Below are 17,119 nucleotides of genomic sequence, written 5' to 3' on the forward strand. Positions count from 1 at the left end.
AATTTATAGTTCGTTGATTTTAGATAAGTTAATTTTAGCTTGGTTTTTAATGGCCACTAAATCTTGAGGATCCATTTTCTTTAAAGTTTGATATGCCATCCCAATTCTAGGATTCTTTGCTAATTGCTCTTGATGGCGATCAAAGAAGTCCCAATATAGGGAGTTCATTGGACATGCATTCGCGCCTATTTTGGTTTTTACATCATATTGGCAGGTCTTGCAGTAATCACTCATCTTGTTAATATAAGCTGCGCTAGATACATAGGGCTTGGTTGCGAGTAGGCCACCGTCAGCAAATTGACTCATCCCTAAAGTGTTAGGTAACTCCACCCATTCAAAGGCATCGATATAGATGCCAAGATACCACTGGTGTACTTGGTGAGGATTCAGGCCGGCTAATAAGGCAAAATTTCCTGTAATCATCAAGCGTTGAATGTGATGGGCGTAAGCGTGTTCTAGCGATTGTTTGATGGTGACGGAAAGGCATTGCATTCTCGTTTCCCCAGTCCAAAACCAAGTAGGTAAATCTCGAGTATTGGATAAGAAATTTTGTAAGTCATAGCCTGGCATCTGTGACCAATAAACCCCCCTAATATATTCGCGCCAACCCAAAATTTGCCGAATAAATCCTTCCACCGCTGTAAGAGGAGCGTGTCCGGAATGGTAAGCTGCCTCAGCGCGCTCAACCACTTCTAATGGATGTAACATTTTGGTGTTGAGAGCAAAGGATAAAAACGAGTGAAATAAACGCCAAGCATGGAGCGTCAGGGCGTCTTGAAAATCCCCGAAATAGGGGAGGCGATAAGTAATGAAATGATCAAGGTCTTTGAGCGCCGCAATACGACTCGTTGGCCAACGATAGGCTTGTTCTGCCGGTGTTCCAAAAGTTTTGATTTCGGCAGCTTCTATTTCTCGCCAGATTGCTGAAAGATCTTGGCTTGCTCTGTGATCTGCTGGCTCAGGGGGTTGTCCTTTATAAGGTTTACGATTTTCAGCATCGTAATTCCACTTGTCACCAATAGGCTTTTTGTCACCTGTAATGAGCATATTCCAATGTACGCGCATTTTTCGATAGAAGGTTTCCATGAGCCACTTTTTCTGGCCTTGAAACAATTCGGCAACTTCGCTGCGTGTCGTTAAAAAATGCTCTGCGTTAAATACTTGATGTCGGATGGTTAAAGTTTGGCAAAACTTATGTAATTGTTGATCTAAGCGATACTCATCTGGTTCGATATATTCGAAGGTGTCACACTGATAGTCTTGAAGTGTTCGATCTAGCCAAAAAGTTAATTGGTGATTGGCAACTGTTTTTAAGATGGGTAGATAAATCACCTGATGACCTTGGGTTTTTAATTCCTCGGCAAATTGGCGCATTGCGGCGAATATTCCCAATACCTTTTGGGCATGATGCCGGACATAATCAGTTTCTTGCCGCACCTCTACAAATAAATAATAGGTATCTGACTGAACGGTCTGAAACCAAGAGTGTTGACGATTGAGTTGATCACCGAGAATCAGTCGAAGTGTCTTCATTATTTTGAACTTTTACGACACCGGTCTGAGCAATACTTCACTGAGTCCCAATCTCGCTCCCATTTTTTGCGCCACGAAAATGACAGTCCACAATGTTGGCATAATTTCGCAGGAAGGTCTGATTTTTTTCGCATTTTCATTTATTTCTATTTTACTCGTTCTACGCTGTATTTTTTTAGCGCCCATCAATTCTCGGGTTTCGAAAATAATCGTTCATAATGCTATTTTGCTGATGTAATACATCGCAAACGCTTTCAGAAAGAACTCAAGGATAAAATGGCAATCAAGTCGGTAATTTATAAAGTAAACATTGGTATTGCAGATATCGATCATGGTTATTATGCTGACCATGCTTTAACTATTGCCAAGCATCCTAGTGAAACGGATGAACGGATGATGATTCGTTTACTGGCTTTTGCGATGCAAGCACACCAACTCGATACGATGTGTAATGGAGACGCAGTAATTGCATTTGGTCCAGGTTTATCAGATGCCGGCGAACCCGATGTCTATATTAAAGATTTTACCGATCAATTTCAGGTTTGGATTGAAGTAGGTCAACCCGATGATCGAGCCATTATTAAGGCTTGTAATAAATCAGAGAAAGCATTTGTGTATGCTTACCAGCATGCTTCACATGTTTGGTTTAAAGGGATAGAAACGAAATTGACCCGTTTAAACAACCTAGAAATTTATTACATCGACTACGAGCTTTCTGCCCAATTAGAGTCTATGGCCAAGCGTACCCTGCAACTCCAGGCAACTATTCAAGAGGGGCAGGTCATGTTTAGTGATGGTGATCGATCAATCGATATCACCCCCCAAAAGTGGCTTTAAATCTTAAAAAAGTCGATTCTAATTTTTAGATAAAGAATCGAGGTCGAGATGACTAAGGTAATTGCATTGGCAACCACCACAGGCCAACTTTCGTTGACATAGCCATACCAAACCCACAATGCTACGCCTAAGGTAAACAAGAGATACATGCTTAGTGAGATGCTAGATAGGTCTTTTGTTCTCCAAGAGTGGATAGCTTGAGGGATGAACGCTGTGGTTGTGAGAAACGCAGCGCAGTAACCAATAATTGAGTTTGACATAATTTATTTAAACTATTTAAGTAAGAGATAGATTAAAAGAACAATAACATTGTTTGCTATTAAGTTAATAATATTAAATTATTGATAGCAATATCATTAATATATTTATTAATGATATAAATTGCTTATATTCGAAGGTCTTTATTTTTTCTGATTAATGCTGCTTTGGTTTATACTATATTCTAGTTTTTAAAATTATTTAAAGCCAAGGATGATTATGTCTTCAAAAATACAGGAATTATTGAAACAAAAAGAAGCAATTGAAAAAGCAATAATCGAAGAAAAAGAACGTCGACGCTTTGAAGGGGTTGAAAAAATAAAGGCAATTTTAGAGGAATATGATTTAGAGATTAATGATATTTTCCCAAATAGAGTTTCTAAATCAAAAGGATCTGATTCTAGTATCAATAAAGTAGCCCCTAAATACAGAAATCCTGAAAATGGTAATACTTGGACGGGTAGAGGAAAAGAGCCAACTTGGATTGCAGGTAAAGATCGCACACTGTTCCTTATCTAAGCAGACAATTCTAAGGGGTTAAAGGTTTAAAGGCTTATAAAATATGGGCCTTTAAACCAAGTAGTGAAGAAAATCAATATTATCAAGATTAGTTGGTTGCCATATTCGTCATTAACTCCTCAAAATAGATATAGTTTAAGTCTGGGTGAGATTCGTAATAGTCATCTTCATACTCAATTAATTCGGTATGATTAGAAATACAATCTGGGGTTAGCATCATTTGCTGATCTTTCAATAAGTTAGTGGTTAAGAACCCCTTCTCTTCTTCGGTTAAAGAAATAGCCTCCTGATTTAGTGAGATAAACATTTTATTAATCAATATTGGAATTTTTAATGTTTGGGCATTTTGACTTAGAAAATAAATTAATAGAATTTTTTCTAGGGAGGGTAGCCTGCTATCAATAAAGATTACATTCGGTTTTAGTTCTACCGCTAACATTAAGCCCTCTAAATAGTTAAAACTTGTCTTGAGTTCAAACGGCTTAATAAATCTAGATAAAATAGAAGATAAGTTCGCTTGATCCTCTTGATTGCGGTGAAAACTTAATAGCAAGTTTTCTTTTTTTGAGAGGTAATCAAATAATTGTTGACGATCATTGAGCATATTTTGTAGGGATGCTACGAGGATCCTACGGTGCCCACCTCTAGTTTTCCAAGCTAATAACTCGCCTGATTCCACCATTTTTTGGACAGTGCCCAACGAGACATTTAGCAACTCAGCAGATTGTTTGGTGCTGATATATTTTTTATTCAGGTTTTCGTCAAATTGATTCATGTTTTGTTTCTTTGGTTGAAAACTTAAATATAACTATTTGATAAAATTAAATGAATCAGAAGAATCTGAAAGATTTGTAGGATTTATCCTACAAATTCTCCAATCAAGAATCAGGTCTTACTAAGGTTTACCCTAATAATGTACCCACTTGAGCCTTTTTTTCCCTCAAATATTTTTTTGTTTCAATAAATGAATTAAAATCTGAATCAACTGAAGTCTATATTCATTGATTTAGAGTGTTCTAAATATTGTTTGCTTCAGCTGTTTTAGTTTTTTATCGCAATCTGTGCGTCGGTGGAGCCGAAGAGCAGATGGTTTTCAACCCACTTCATTTCGGAATACCCGAGGAAAAGGTGAGCAATATGATGAAGTCTTATCAAGGTAATTCATACCTTTTTGGTGGCAATGCCCCTTACGTAGAAGAGCTCTACGAAGCCTATTTATTAGATCCCAACTCTGTTGCAGATAATTGGCGTACTTATTTTGACTCTGTGCAGCATTTGCCAGCAGTTGATGGGTCCGATGCAAAAGACGTGGCCCACGCGCCGGTGATTGCATCCTTTGCCGAAAGAGCAAAACAAGGTCCAATTAGAACGGTAGAAGATTCTGCTGATTCTGAAATGGGACGTAAACGTGTCGCAGTTCAACAATTGATTGCGACTTACCGAAATGTTGGTACTCGTTGGGCGGACTTAGACCCCCTCAAGCGGACTGAACGTCCAAATATTCCTGAATTAGATCCTGCCTTTTACGGTTTTACTGATTCAGACATGGATATCGTCTTTAATATCAGCAATACGTTTTTCGGCAAGGACAAGATGACCTTGCGAGATTTATTAGAGAATCTCCGTCAAACCTATTGTGGTTCTATTGGTTCAGAATATATGTATATTACTGACCAAAATATTAAAAAATGGTGGCAAGAAAAATTAGAATCAATTCGTTCGAAGCCTAATTTTGATGCTAAGAAAAAAGTAAACATTTTGGATCGTTTGACAGCGGCCGAAGGGCTTGAGCGCTATTTGCATACCAAGTATGTCGGTCAAAAGCGTTTTTCCTTAGAAGGTGGCGAGAGCTTTATTGCGCAAATGGATGAAATTTTGGACGCCGCAGGTTTAGCTGGAGTTCAAGAAATTGTGATCGGTATGGCTCACCGCGGTCGTTTAAACGTGCTAGTGAATACTTTAGGCAAAATGCCAACAGACTTATTTGCTGAATTTGATCACACCGCACCGGAGGAATTACCTTCTGGCGACGTTAAATATCACCAAGGTTTTTCAAGTGATATTTCAACCACTGGTGGCCCAATTCATTTGTCTCTCGCTTTCAATCCATCCCATTTGGAAATTGTGAATCCAGTCGTTGAGGGTTCTGTGAGAGCAAGGATGGATCGTCGCGGTGACAAAACCGGTAGCCAAGTTTTACCGATTCTCGTGCACGGCGATGCTGCGATTGCGGGTCAAGGGGTTGTGCAAGAAACCTTGGCATTATCAGAAGTACGTGGTTACCACACGGGTGGAACGATTCACATTGTGATTAATAACCAAATTGGTTTTACTACCTCTGATCCACGCGATTTACGTTCTACTTTGTATTGCACCGACATCATGAAAACCATTGAGTCGCCAATTTTGCACGTCAATGGTGATGATCCTGAGGCCGTGGTGTTAGCAACTCAGTTGGCTGTTGAATATCGTACCAAGTTCAGAAAAGATGTCATGATCGATTTAATTTGTTTCCGCAAATTAGGTCACAATGAGCAAGATACACCTTCAATGACTCAACCATTGATGTACAAAAAAATTGCAGCTCACCCTGGTACTAGAAAGTTATACGCTGACAAGTTAGAAGCACAAGGCGTCATTGCCGCTGGTGGTGGCGACGATATGGTTAAAAAATATCGTGCTGAGTTAGAAGCTGGTCAACGCACTTCAGATCCAGTATTAACCAACTTTAAAGGTAAATATGCCGTTGATTGGACGCCGTTCCTCAACCGTAAATGGACTGACAGTGGTGATACCGCGATTCCTTTAGCTGAGTGGAAGCGTATTGCTGAAAAAATTACGACCTTACCTGAAGGCTTTAAAGCCCACCCATTGGTCGAGACCGTTTTGCGCAATCGTGGTGCAATGGGCCGCGGCGAAATTGGTGTCGATTGGGGTATGGGTGAGCACATGGCTTTCGCCTCCTTAGTTGCTAGTGGTTATCCGATTCGTTTGTCAGGTGAAGACAGTGGTCGGGGTACATTTACCCATCGTCATGCGGTAATTCATGACCAAGATCGTGAAAAATGGGATACAGGTACGTACATTCCATTGCAACACGTTGCTGACGGTCAAGCTGGCTTTACGGTCATCGATTCTATTTTGTCTGAAGAAGCGGTATTAGGCTTTGAGTACGGCTACTCTTCTGCAGAGCCAAACACGCTGACGATTTGGGAAGCTCAATTCGGCGATTTTGCGAATGGTGCCCAGGTAGTAATTGACCAGTTTATCGCCTCTGGTGAAGTAAAGTGGGGTCGTGTGAATGGTCTTGTGATGATGTTGCCACATGGTTATGAAGGTCAAGGCCCGGAGCACTCATCCGCTAGGTTAGAGCGCTTTATGCAGTTGTGCGCAGACATGAATATGCAGGTGGTACAGCCAACGACGGCTTCACAAATTTTCCATTTGTTACGCCGCCAGATGATTCGTCCATTCCGTAAGCCATTGATCATTATGACGCCGAAGTCCCTTCTCAGGAACAAAGATGCGACATCTGAAATTACTGAATTTACCAAGGGTGAATTCCACACTGTTTTACCAGAGAAAAATAAAGAAGTGGTTGCTGCGAATGTAACGCGCATGATTATTTGTTCAGGTAAGGTGTATTACGATTTAGTGAAAGCTAGAGAAGCGAAGAAATCCAAAGATGTAGCAATTGTTCGTGTGGAACAGCTCTATCCATTCCCACACAAAGCATTTGCGAATGAAATGAAGAAATATCCTAATTTATCTGAGTTGGTTTGGTGTCAAGATGAGCCACAGAATCAAGGAGCATGGTTCTTCATTCAACACAATATTTTTGAAAATATGAGTGAAGGTCAAAAGCTTGGTTATGCAGGTCGTCCAGCTTCGGCATCCCCAGCTTGTGGATACTCTCACCTACATCAGGAACAACAAAAATCTTTGGTTGATACTGCTTTCGCGAAATTAAAAGGCGTCAACCTAACTAAATAATATAAATTTATTACTATAAGGATAAACAGCATGGCTACGCATGAAGTAAAAGTTCCTCAGTTGTCTGAGTCGGTTGCAGAAGCAACATTGTTGCAGTGGAAGAAAAAAGCTGGTGACATGGTCGCTCAAGATGAAATTTTGATCGAAATTGAGACAGATAAGGTTGTGTTAGAAGTGCCAGCTCCTTCAGCTGGTGTCTTGTCAGAAATCTTGATTCAAAGTGGTGGATTAGTTGTATCAGATCAAGTGATTGCAAAAATTGATAGCGATGCCAAAGCGGTTCCTGCTGCTCCAGCGGCAGCTGCTCCTGCTCCTCAGGTAGCGGCTCCGGCAGCTGTAGCATCCTCGTCAGTGGCCATGCCATCTGCTGCAAAAATTCTTGCTGAGAAAAATATTTCTGCAGATTCTGTCGCTGGTAGCGGCAAAGATGGTCGTATTACCAAGGGTGATGCATTAGCTGCTGGTGCAACTCCAGCGCCAGTTGCCGCACCAATTGCAGCGCCAAAACCTGCTGCTGCACCTACAGTGCAAGTGCCAATGGGTGATCGTCCTGAAGAGCGTGTGCCAATGAGTCGCTTGCGTTCACGAATTGCTCAGCGTCTTTTAGAGTCACAGGCTACGAATGCAATTTTGACTACTTTCAATGAAGTCAATATGGCGCCAGTCATCAACATGCGTAACAAATATAAAGATGTCTTTGAAAAAGAGCATGGCGCAAAGCTCGGTTTCATGTCTTTCTTTGTGAAAGCTGCTGTACACGCTTTAAAGAAATATCCAATCTTGAATGCCTCTGTTGATGGTAACGACATTGTGTATCACGGTTATTTTGATATTGGTATCGCTGTTGGCTCTCCACGTGGTCTCGTGGTACCAATTTTGCGTGACGTTGATCAAATGAGTTTGGCTGATATTGAGAAGAAAATCTCAGAATATGGTGCTAAGGCGCGTGATGGCAAATTGACACTCGAAGATTTAACGGGCGGTACTTTCTCGATTTCAAACGGTGGTATTTTCGGCTCTATGTTGTCTACGCCAATTATCAATCCGCCACAAGCAGCGATTTTAGGTATCCATGCCACGAAAGATCGTGCTGTGGTTGAGGGTGGTCAAATTGTGATTCGTCCAATGAACTATCTCGCTTTGTCTTACGATCACCGCATTATTGATGGTCGTGAAGCCGTGCTCGGTTTGGTTGCGATGAAAGAAGCGTTAGAAGATCCTTCACGCCTCCTTCTCGAAATTTAATTACTGTTAAGAAAGTTTGAATATGAGTCAAGAATTTGACATTCTAGTCATCGGCGCAGGTCCTGGCGGTTATATCGCGGCCATTCGTGCTGCTCAATTAGGTTTTAAAGTCGCTTGTGCCGAAGGAAATGCCTATGATGATCCTAAGGGTGATCCACGTTTAGGTGGCACATGCTTAAACGTTGGCTGTATTCCATCAAAAGCGCTTTTGGCGTCATCTGAAGAGTTTGAAAATATCGGCCATCATTTAGGTTCACATGGAATTACGGTGAAAGATCTGGCGATTGACGTAAGCAAAATGGTCGGTCGTAAAAACGACATCGTTACGAAAATGACCGGTGGTATTGCGTATTTGTTCAAAAAAAATAAAATCACTTTACTCAAAGGCTATGCTGCCTTCAAAGCTAAAGAGGGTGATCGTTATCAAGTCGAAATTACTGGTAAAGATGCTGGTTTAGTGAGCGCCAAGCAAGTCATTATTGCTACGGGTTCTAAAGCACGTCATTTGCCTGGCATTACGGTGGATAACAAATTGATTTGTGACAATGAAGGTGGCTTACAGTTTGATCAAACACCTAAGAAACTAGGGGTGATTGGTGCAGGTGTAATCGGTCTTGAGTTAGGCTCTGTTTGGAGAAGACTCGGTGCCGACGTCACTATCTTGGAAGCGATGCCAACCTTTTTAGGAGCTTGTGATACTGGCGTTGCCAATGAAGCGAAAAAGCTTTTCACCAAGCAAGGGCTGAAGTTTAATTTAGGCGTCAAAATTGAGAGCGTTGTAGCTGGTAAAAACAATGTGAAAATTAGCTATGCGGATGATCAAGGTAATGCCCAATCCCTCGTGGTTGATCGTTTAATTGTTTCTGTTGGTCGTGTTCCTAATACTGAAAACCTCAATTTAGAAGCCATTGGTCTGAAAACGGATGAGCGTGGGTTCATTCCGGTCGATGATCATACCTGTGCTACTGCGGCCGCTGGTGTTTATGCGGTTGGTGATGTGATTCGTGGTCCAATGCTGGCACATAAAGCAGAAGATGAAGGCGTGTTGGTAGCTGAAATTATCGCTGGGCAGAAGCCACATATTGACTACAACTGCATTCCTTGGGTCATTTATACATCCCCTGAAATTGCTTGGGTTGGTAAGACAGAACAGCAATTAAAAGCGGAGGGTCGTGCCTATAAACCAGGTCAGTTCCCATTTGCAGCCAATGGCCGCGCTTTAGGTATGGGTGCTAGTGATGGGTTTGTGAAGGTATTGGCCGATGCAAATACGGATGAAATTTTAGGTGTCCATATTGTTGCATCAGCAGCCTCTGACTTAATTGCTGAAGCGGTTGTGGCGATGGAGTTTAAAGCGGCAGCTGAAGATATTGCGCGCGTATGTCATCCTCATCCAAGTCTTTCAGAAGTGATGCGTGAAGCGGCTCTGGCAGCAACGGATAATCGCGCTTTGAATTTCTAAAAGCTGTTCTGATGCGCGTTACTGATTTATATCACCAAGCTTTACAAAAAAAAGGATATTCGAGCGATGCAGCCCAAGAGGCTGCAATTGCTCGTCTCCAAGCCGCTCAAGATGAGTGGGAGTCTTATCACCCCAAGAGCACAGGTATTTTTGCAAAGTTAAGAAGTCAAACTAATACTCCGCCCAAAGGTGTCTACTTTTGGGGCGGCGTAGGTCGCGGAAAGTCCTTCATCATGGATTCCTTTTATGAGGCAATTCAGATTAAGAAAAAAACCCGTCTCCATTTCCACGAATTTATGCGGGAAGTGCACCGTGAACTGCAAGATTTAAGAGGACATGCTGACCCTCTAAAGATTCTTGGGAAGAAAATAGGGCAAAAATATCAACTGATTTGTTTTGATGAGTTTCATGTCAGCGATATTGCAGATGCCATGATTCTCTATCGATTGCTAGACGCCTTATTTAAAAATAATGTGCAATTCATCATGACCTCCAACTATCGTCCAGATAAGTTATATCCAGATGGACTGCATCGCGATCGTATTTTTCCGGCTATCCGTTTGTTAGAAGAAAAACTCGATATTATTAATGTGGATGCCGGAGTGGACTACCGTAAGGTGTTAATGGACCAAGTGCAAGTGTATTTATACCCATTAAGCCCTGAGGTTGATCTTCAACTAGTCAACACATTCGAAAGTTTGGCGGGCGCACATACGGATGAAGAGAAGGAATTACGGATCGAAAATCGTACGATTCCTTGTAAACGTCGTGCTGGAGGGATTGCTTGGTTTGATTTTCAGACCTTATGTGGTGGCCCTAGGTCACAAAATGATTATCTCGAAATAGCAGAGATGTTTCATTCCGTTATTTTGAGTGATATTCCCGTGATGACCCCTAGGATGTCGAGTGAGGCAAGGCGATTTACTTGGGTCATTGATGTGTTTTATGATCACAAGATCAAATTAATTATGTCTGCAGAAGTTGAAGCTCACGCCTTGTATGTGGAAGGGCAAATGGCCAATGAATTCCATCGTACTGTCTCGCGGATTATTGAAATGCAATCGAAAGAATACTTAGCCGCGCCAAGAAGAGTCGTCGATACCTCACTCACTTGAGTTAGCGACTAGCCCTCTCTCTCGATTTATGGTGATTTTTTAGGGTGAATGATGATTTTCTTGTACTTGCGGATCGCAAAACCATTAAAATAAGTCCATGAACATAACAAATGCCGATTTACACTGCCACTCGGTAGTTTCAGATGGCACTCTTTCCCCGGAAGATTTAGCTAGCCGGGCGAAGTCTAACGGTGTAGAGCTTTGGTCGCTCACTGATCACGATGTAATTGGTGGTCAAGACAGAGCACGTAATGCAGCAGTTGCATTAGGGATGCATTACGTTGGCGGCGTTGAAATTTCAGTCAGTTGGATGTCCCAAACGATTCATATCGTCGGGCTAAACATTGACCCCGACCACTTAGGGTTGGTCAACGGCTTACGCCAAACACGTGATGGCAGGATCGAGCGCGGACATTTAATGGCTCGCCAGTTGGCCAATGTTGGTGTGCCAGGTGCTTATGAAGGTGCGATGCAATTTTGTGGAAACCCCGAATTACTTTCACGCACCCACTTTGCAAGATTTTTAGTCGATAAAAATTATTGTAAGGATATCGAAGAAGTCTTTACACGTTATTTGACGCCAGGCAAACCAGGCTTTGTCGACCATGCTTGGGCAACTTTACAAGAAGCGGTGACTTGGATTAATGCGGCTGGTGGCGTTGCCGTTATTGCGCATCCAGGCAGGTACCGACTGAATGAGTTACAAAAAGATGAGTTGTATAAGTCATTTAAAGAATATGGTGGTCAGGGCATCGAAGTCATTACTGGAAGTCATGCACCATATCAATATCATGAGTATGAGAAAGTAGCTTTGCGCTATGGTTTTCATGCGTCGAGGGGGTCTGATTTTCATTCACCAGATGAAAGTCACACAGATTTAGGTACACTTCCAATGTTGCCTTCTTCTTTAAAACCAATTTGGTCATTATTCAACTTTAATTAATTATGTTTGCTGAACGCGTTATTTCTGGAATGCGCCCGACGGGCTCGTTACATCTGGGCCACTATCATGGTGTGTTAAAAAATTGGATTCGCCTGCAATCCGAATACCCATGCTTTTTCTTTGTGGCTGACTGGCATGCCTTAACCACGCATTATGATAGCCCTGAAATTATCGAGGCTTCCGTTTGGGATATGGTGATTGATTGGCTCGCAGCGGGGGTTGATCCTACCCAAAGTACTTTATTTATTCAAAGTAAAGTACCCGAGCATGCGGAATTATTTCTATTGTTATCCATGGGTACACCACTTGGTTGGTTAGAGCGGGTGCCGACCTATAAAGATCAAATTGAAAAATTAAAAGAAAAAGACTTACAGACTTACGGCTTCTTGGGCTATCCCTTACTGCAAGCAGCAGATATTCTGATGTACCGAGCTCAACATGTGCCGGTTGGTGAAGACCAAATTCCTCATGTGGAAATGACACGCGAAGTTGCTAGAAGATTTAACCACTTGTATGGTCGTGAAGCGGGCTTTGAAGAAAAAGCGATTACAGCGGCGAAAAAATTAGGTGGAAAAAGAACGAAACTGTATTTAGAAGCAAGAACGGCCTTCCAAGAAAAGGGTGATCAGGATGCTTTGGAAACTGCCAAGGCGATTGTCCATGAAGATCAAAGCTTATCCATGGGTGATCGTGAGCGATTGTTTGGCTATCTTGAGGGAGCGAGAAGAATTATTCTCGTTGAACCTCAAGCATTATTGACGCCAGCTTCCAAAATGCCTGGCTTAGATGGTCAAAAAATGTCGAAATCTTACCAAAATACGATTTCGATGCGAGAAAGTGAAGAGTCCATTACCAAAAAAGTGAAGACGATGCCAACTGACCCGGCACGCGTTAGAAGAACTGATCCTGGTAATCCCCAGCATTGTCCAGTATGGCAATTGCACGCAGTATATTCCGATGAAAATACCAAAAAATGGGTACAACAAGGTTGTCAAAGTGCTGGGATTGGTTGTATTGAATGCAAAGAGCCATTGATTAAAAGCATCTTAATTGAGCAACAGCCAATGTTGGAAAGAGCTCAAAAGTATTTAGATGATCCAAGTTTACTCAGAGCTATTATTGCTGATGGTTGTGATAATGCTAGAAAAGTTGCGCAAGAAACCATGAGAGATGTTCGCGAGGCAATGGGCCTTGATTACTCATAGTAGTATGTCCCCGCCCTCCGATTGGGTTCAACGATTTATCCATTTGATTCCTCGTCGCGAGGAAGGTCGGGTGCTTGATTTGGCTTGTGGTAGTGGGCGACATAGTCTATATGCCGCTCAGCAGGGATATCAGGTACTTGCGGTTGATTTGCGAACTGGCCCGCTTCTTGAACTACAGGAAAACTTACCACTCGACTTGAAAAATCGTATTGAAGTCATGGAGTTAGATCTAGAACAGCCTGAGTTTCCGGCACTCAAAAAAGATTACTTCATTGATGGGATCATCGTAACAAATTATCTCAACCGCCCTCATTTTCATCAGGTATTAGATCTTTTGGCACCGGGCGGAATCTTGATCTATGAAACCTTTGCTGTCGGTAATGAGCGCTTTGGCAAGCCATCAAATCCGGCGTTTTTATTGCAAAAGGACGAATTGTGGCAATATATTCAGTCACGAAATGATTTTTCCGTCGTATCTTTTGAGCAAGGCTATTTAGAAGTGCCAAAACCTGCCATGATTCAAAGGATTTGTGCTGTAAAGCAAAACATCATTGGGCTACAATTACAACATGAATATTAAAGCACTTTATCCAAAACTCCCTATTTTAGGTAGCATCGTTGCGATTGCTACACCTATGTTTGCTGATGGTAAATTAGATTTACCAAGCCTTAAATCTTTGCTAGATTGGCACGTTGAACAAGGTACCCATGGTATTGTGATTGTTGGTACCTCTGGCGAGTCACCGACAGTCAATGTCGAAGAACACTGTGAACTAATTAAGGTAGCGGTAGAACATATTGCTGGCAGAATCCCCGTGATTGCTGGTACTGGCGGAAATTCCACTTTAGAAGCGATTGAACTCACTTCTTATGCAAAAAGTGTTGGTGCCGATGCCTCTTTGCAGGTGGTGCCTTATTACAATAAGCCTACCCAAGAGGGAATTTATCAACACTTTAAAACGATTGCTGAAAAAGTTGATTTACCAGTCATTTTGTATAACGTTCCTGGTAGGACAGTGGCTGACATGAGTAACGCCACGATTCTCAGACTAGCTCAAGTACCTGGTATTAATGGCTTGAAAGATGCGACTGGCAATCTAGAAAGAGTTTGTGATCTGATTAATGGCTTGAAGCGACAGGGTAGCGACCATTTTGCGGTTTTCTCAGGCGATGATTTAACTGCAATTTTCTTGATGTTGATGGGTGGTCATGGCAATATTTCTGTAACAGCCAACATTGCTCCTAAAGAAATGTCAATGCTATGCGAAGCGGCCATTAGCGGCGAGTTGCTGACTGCTAGAGAAATTCATTTGAAATTATTAAAATTACATCAATTGATGTTCGTTGAGCCCAATCCGATTCCCGTGAAATGGGCTTTACATGAAATGGGTAAAGTGGATTCTGGAATTCGCCTGCCCTTATTGCCCATGTCGGTGTCCTTAAGAGAAAACTTGAAAAATGAGTTAACTCAATTAGGGTTACTAAAAGAATAAATTCAGTAGCTTGAACTTCAACTGAGCTGAACCTGCATTATGAATAAACCGTCGTGTAATAACTACATGCAAACTATGGAAAGAGAATTTTAATGCGTATTACAAAGTCCACCCAATATGGCTTGATGTTGTTAGTACTACTATCTATTAGTGCTTGCACGACTTCATTGACGAATGAATCGATTGACTATAAGTCCCAGGGCGAAAAGAAAACACCTAACTTAAGTATTCCCCCTGATTTATCAATCCCAACGGTAGATAAAAGATATGGTGTGGCAGATGGTTCAGCCACCTTATCTCAGTACAACGCATCTTCCGTGAGGGTTAAGGACCTTGTCAATAAAAACACAGTAACCCCTGAGCAAGCCGGTTTTAGGATCGAGCGAGAGGGTAATCGTCGTTGGATTGTTACTCAAAAATCTACCACCGAACTCTACCCTAAAATTAAAAACTTCTGGGAAGATACTGGCTTTTTATTAGCGACAGACTCACCCAATACTGGCATTATGGAAACGGATTGGGCTGAAAATAGGGCAAATATTCCTGATGATATGGTTCGTCGATTTCTTGGTAAGACCCTGGAGACGCTGTACTCAACCGGCGAAAGAGATAAATTTAGAACTCGTTTAGAAAAATCTCCAAAGGGCGAGACAGAAATTTATATTTCTCATAAGGGAGCCAGAGAAGAAATCACTGGTGCCGATAAAAATATGACTAAGTGGACTTCTAGGCCATCAGATCCTGAGTTAGAAGCAGATTTGTTGGCAAGAATGTTGGTTTATCTAGGAAGTAGTAATGAGTCGGCTAAAGTTGCCGTAAAGACTGCTGTTGATACTGGTAAAGCTCGTGTTTCTAGATTGCAAGTGATTGATCAAGTTGATGCGCTACTGATTGCCCAAGGCTTTGATCGCGCTTGGCGTGAAGTTGGATTGGGTTTAGATCGGTCAAACTTCTCAGTTGAAGATCGAGATCGTTCTAAAGGGGTATTTTATGTTCGTTATGTCAGTTCCAATTTAGAGCCTGCTGCTAAACAGGGCTGGTTCTCAAGTCTATTTAGTTCTTCAAAAGAAGAAGACTTAAAGAAGGCTAAAAAATATCAGGTAATCGTGAAGAGTGTCGATAACAACTCTACTAAGGTGACTGTGTTGGATGAACTTGGTAATAAAACAACTACCGAGGTTGCAAAGCCAATCTTAACAATCCTTGATCAACAAGTGGTATATTGAGAGTATTCACTTAGTGATTCATTGATAGCCCAGTTCATGAACTGGGCTATTCCTTGTTGATGGCTTTAAAGACTTCATTAGTTATTTTCTTTTGGAAAAGTAAAAAAATATTATGACGATTCGGGTATTGTTGGTTGATGACTTTCAAATACTTATTTGGGGTATCCAAAAACTGATTGAAAGTGATCAGAACATCGAATTAGTTGGCGTAGCTAACACCCATGAGCAGGCTCTTTTAGCAGTAGCCTCTCAAAAACCAGACCTTGTTCTGATTAATGCAGCCATGTTAGAGAATGAATCGATTGAATTGATTCCTGAAATCCTAAAGTATGCTCCAACCAATATCTTGGTTATTTCGGGTACTCTAGAAGATGAATTGCATGATCTGGTGGTGATTAAAGGTGCTAGAGGTATTTTGAATAAAAACGATACCGCTCAAACCTTACTTAAGGCAATTGATCGGATTCATGCGGGTGAAATTTGGGTGAACCGAAATGCAACCTCAAGAATCCTTTTAGAAATTGCTAAGGCCAGTACGCCTAAACCAAAAACGGAAGAACAGGTAAAACTAGAGTCTTTAACAAAAAAAGAGCACAAAATTATTCAATCCATTGTTGTGAGTTCTGATAAGAGTTATAAAGTGATTGCCAGTGAACTGAATATTTCCGAACATACCTTGAGAAATCACCTTGCTGCCATTTATGGCAAAGTTGGTGTCAAGAGTCGTATGGAACTTTATGTGTTTTGTTTAGATCATTTAAAGAATACCTAAGAAGATTTTCTAATTTATTCCTTAGTATTCAATCAAGTAGGTACTGCGTAAAAAGTTAAAAAAAAGCAACAAATTCCAAATTAATTTAAAAATTTATATTAATTATTTATTACAGTAATAAATAAGTTTTATTGGATTTAAATTTTATAGTACAAAAGTACTATATTTTAGTTGCTGGTTATTTCCTTTATTTTATTGGCGATAAGGGAAATATTGAAGTGTAATTGCTTGAATTAAATAATTTAAGTAATTAAATCTACTAAAAATAGTAGTTATTTAAAGCAGAAAAATAAGTAGTACAAGCCCATATTCATGGCACTCATCCCTCCGTATTATCAAAATCATAGAAGTCCTACATGCGTTTTTCTTTTGTATTGAACTTCAGATATTAGAAATTGTTGTACTTTTGGGCTTACTTTTTGCCCTGCATTTTGCAGTAACGTTTTTTTAACTTTGACATTATAAAAAATTTAATCAAAGAAAATCTGTTAGCAAGGTTGTACAAAAGCAGGTATTTT

The 17,119-nt window shown here is 41.0% G+C and carries 16 protein-coding genes; 12 read left to right on the plus strand and 4 right to left on the minus strand.

All coding sequences use genetic code 11. The features are described 5' to 3' along the window. Positions 1 to 3: 3 nt before the first annotated feature. Positions 4 to 1,533 carry a cryptochrome/photolyase family protein gene (locus B8983_RS01800; RefSeq protein ID WP_084282139.1) on the minus strand — a complete coding sequence of 510 codons (1,530 nt, stop codon included), beginning with the start codon at positions 1,531 to 1,533 and terminating at the stop codon, positions 4 to 6. Beyond that, positions 1,533 to 1,673 (minus strand): DUF2256 domain-containing protein, encoded by a 141-nt coding sequence (locus tag B8983_RS01805; RefSeq protein WP_084282140.1) that lies wholly within the window; start codon positions 1,671 to 1,673, stop codon positions 1,533 to 1,535. The genes B8983_RS01800 and B8983_RS01805 overlap by 1 nt, the downstream gene beginning before the upstream one ends. 136 nt (positions 1,674 to 1,809) lie before the next feature. Between B8983_RS01805 and B8983_RS01810 the strand changes: the two genes are divergently transcribed. Then, on the plus strand, positions 1,810 to 2,370 hold the full coding sequence (locus B8983_RS01810) for a YaeQ family protein (RefSeq protein WP_084282141.1): 561 nt from the start codon (positions 1,810 to 1,812) through the stop codon (positions 2,368 to 2,370). Here the strand turns inward: B8983_RS01810 and B8983_RS01815 are convergent. Next, entirely contained in the window at positions 2,367 to 2,630 is a 264-nt protein-coding gene (locus B8983_RS01815) for a SemiSWEET transporter (RefSeq protein ID WP_084282142.1), read from the minus strand. The genes B8983_RS01810 and B8983_RS01815 overlap by 4 nt on opposite strands. 217 nt (positions 2,631 to 2,847) lie before the next feature. Between B8983_RS01815 and B8983_RS01820 the strand changes: the two genes are divergently transcribed. Further along, entirely contained in the window at positions 2,848 to 3,147 is a 300-nt protein-coding gene (locus B8983_RS01820; RefSeq protein WP_084282143.1) for an H-NS histone family protein, read from the plus strand. 88 nt (positions 3,148 to 3,235) lie between these two features. On the opposite strand, the gene B8983_RS01825 is transcribed toward B8983_RS01820, so the two are convergent. Continuing rightward, positions 3,236 to 3,922 (minus strand): excisionase family DNA-binding protein, encoded by a 687-nt coding sequence (locus B8983_RS01825; protein WP_084282144.1) that lies wholly within the window; start codon positions 3,920 to 3,922, stop codon positions 3,236 to 3,238. A 362-nt stretch (positions 3,923 to 4,284) separates the two neighbouring features. Here B8983_RS01825 and B8983_RS01830 point away from each other — a divergent pair, with 362 nt between their 5' ends. The 10 genes from B8983_RS01830 (at position 4,285) to B8983_RS01875 (ending at position 16,601) form a co-directional block, all read left to right on the plus strand. Next, a complete protein-coding gene (locus B8983_RS01830) occupies positions 4,285 to 7,140 on the plus strand; it encodes a 2-oxoglutarate dehydrogenase E1 component (protein ID WP_200806852.1) in 2,856 nt (951 codons plus the stop codon). A 30-nt stretch (positions 7,141 to 7,170) separates the two neighbouring features. Continuing rightward, positions 7,171 to 8,385, plus strand: coding sequence for a 2-oxoglutarate dehydrogenase complex dihydrolipoyllysine-residue succinyltransferase (odhB, locus tag B8983_RS01835; protein ID WP_084282145.1), 1,215 nt, complete (start codon positions 7,171 to 7,173; stop codon positions 8,383 to 8,385). A 22-nt stretch (positions 8,386 to 8,407) separates the two neighbouring features. Then, a complete protein-coding gene (gene lpdA / locus B8983_RS01840; RefSeq protein ID WP_084282146.1) occupies positions 8,408 to 9,847 on the plus strand; it encodes a dihydrolipoyl dehydrogenase in 1,440 nt (479 codons plus the stop codon). 11 nt (positions 9,848 to 9,858) lie between these two features. Continuing rightward, on the plus strand, positions 9,859 to 10,962 hold the full coding sequence (gene zapE / locus B8983_RS01845) for a cell division protein ZapE (protein WP_084282147.1): 1,104 nt from the start codon (positions 9,859 to 9,861) through the stop codon (positions 10,960 to 10,962). Positions 10,963 to 11,059: 97 nt separating this feature from the next. Next, a complete protein-coding gene (locus tag B8983_RS01850; protein ID WP_084282148.1) occupies positions 11,060 to 11,905 on the plus strand; it encodes a 3',5'-nucleoside bisphosphate phosphatase in 846 nt (281 codons plus the stop codon). A 2-nt stretch (positions 11,906 to 11,907) separates the two neighbouring features. After that, positions 11,908 to 13,110, plus strand: coding sequence for a tryptophan--tRNA ligase (locus B8983_RS01855; protein WP_084282149.1), 1,203 nt, complete (start codon positions 11,908 to 11,910; stop codon positions 13,108 to 13,110). A 4-nt stretch (positions 13,111 to 13,114) separates the two neighbouring features. After that, positions 13,115 to 13,690, plus strand: coding sequence for a class I SAM-dependent methyltransferase (locus tag B8983_RS01860; protein ID WP_234986846.1), 576 nt, complete (start codon positions 13,115 to 13,117; stop codon positions 13,688 to 13,690). Further along, positions 13,680 to 14,603: a 4-hydroxy-tetrahydrodipicolinate synthase gene (dapA, locus tag B8983_RS01865; protein WP_084282151.1), complete on the plus strand. Its 924-nt coding sequence runs from the start codon at positions 13,680 to 13,682 to the stop codon at positions 14,601 to 14,603. Before B8983_RS01860 ends, dapA begins: the two co-directional genes overlap by 11 nt. A 92-nt stretch (positions 14,604 to 14,695) precedes the next feature. Then, positions 14,696 to 15,829 (plus strand): NlpB/DapX family lipoprotein, encoded by a 1,134-nt coding sequence (gene bamC / locus B8983_RS01870; RefSeq protein WP_084282152.1) that lies wholly within the window; start codon positions 14,696 to 14,698, stop codon positions 15,827 to 15,829. A gap of 112 nt (positions 15,830 to 15,941) precedes the next feature. After that, on the plus strand, positions 15,942 to 16,601 hold the full coding sequence (locus B8983_RS01875; RefSeq protein WP_084282153.1) for a LuxR C-terminal-related transcriptional regulator: 660 nt from the start codon (positions 15,942 to 15,944) through the stop codon (positions 16,599 to 16,601). The last annotated feature ends 518 nt before the right edge of the window (positions 16,602 to 17,119 follow it).

This window comes from Polynucleobacter kasalickyi, from assembly GCF_900176405.1.
Taxonomy (GTDB): Bacteria; Pseudomonadota; Gammaproteobacteria; order Burkholderiales; family Burkholderiaceae; genus Polynucleobacter; species Polynucleobacter kasalickyi.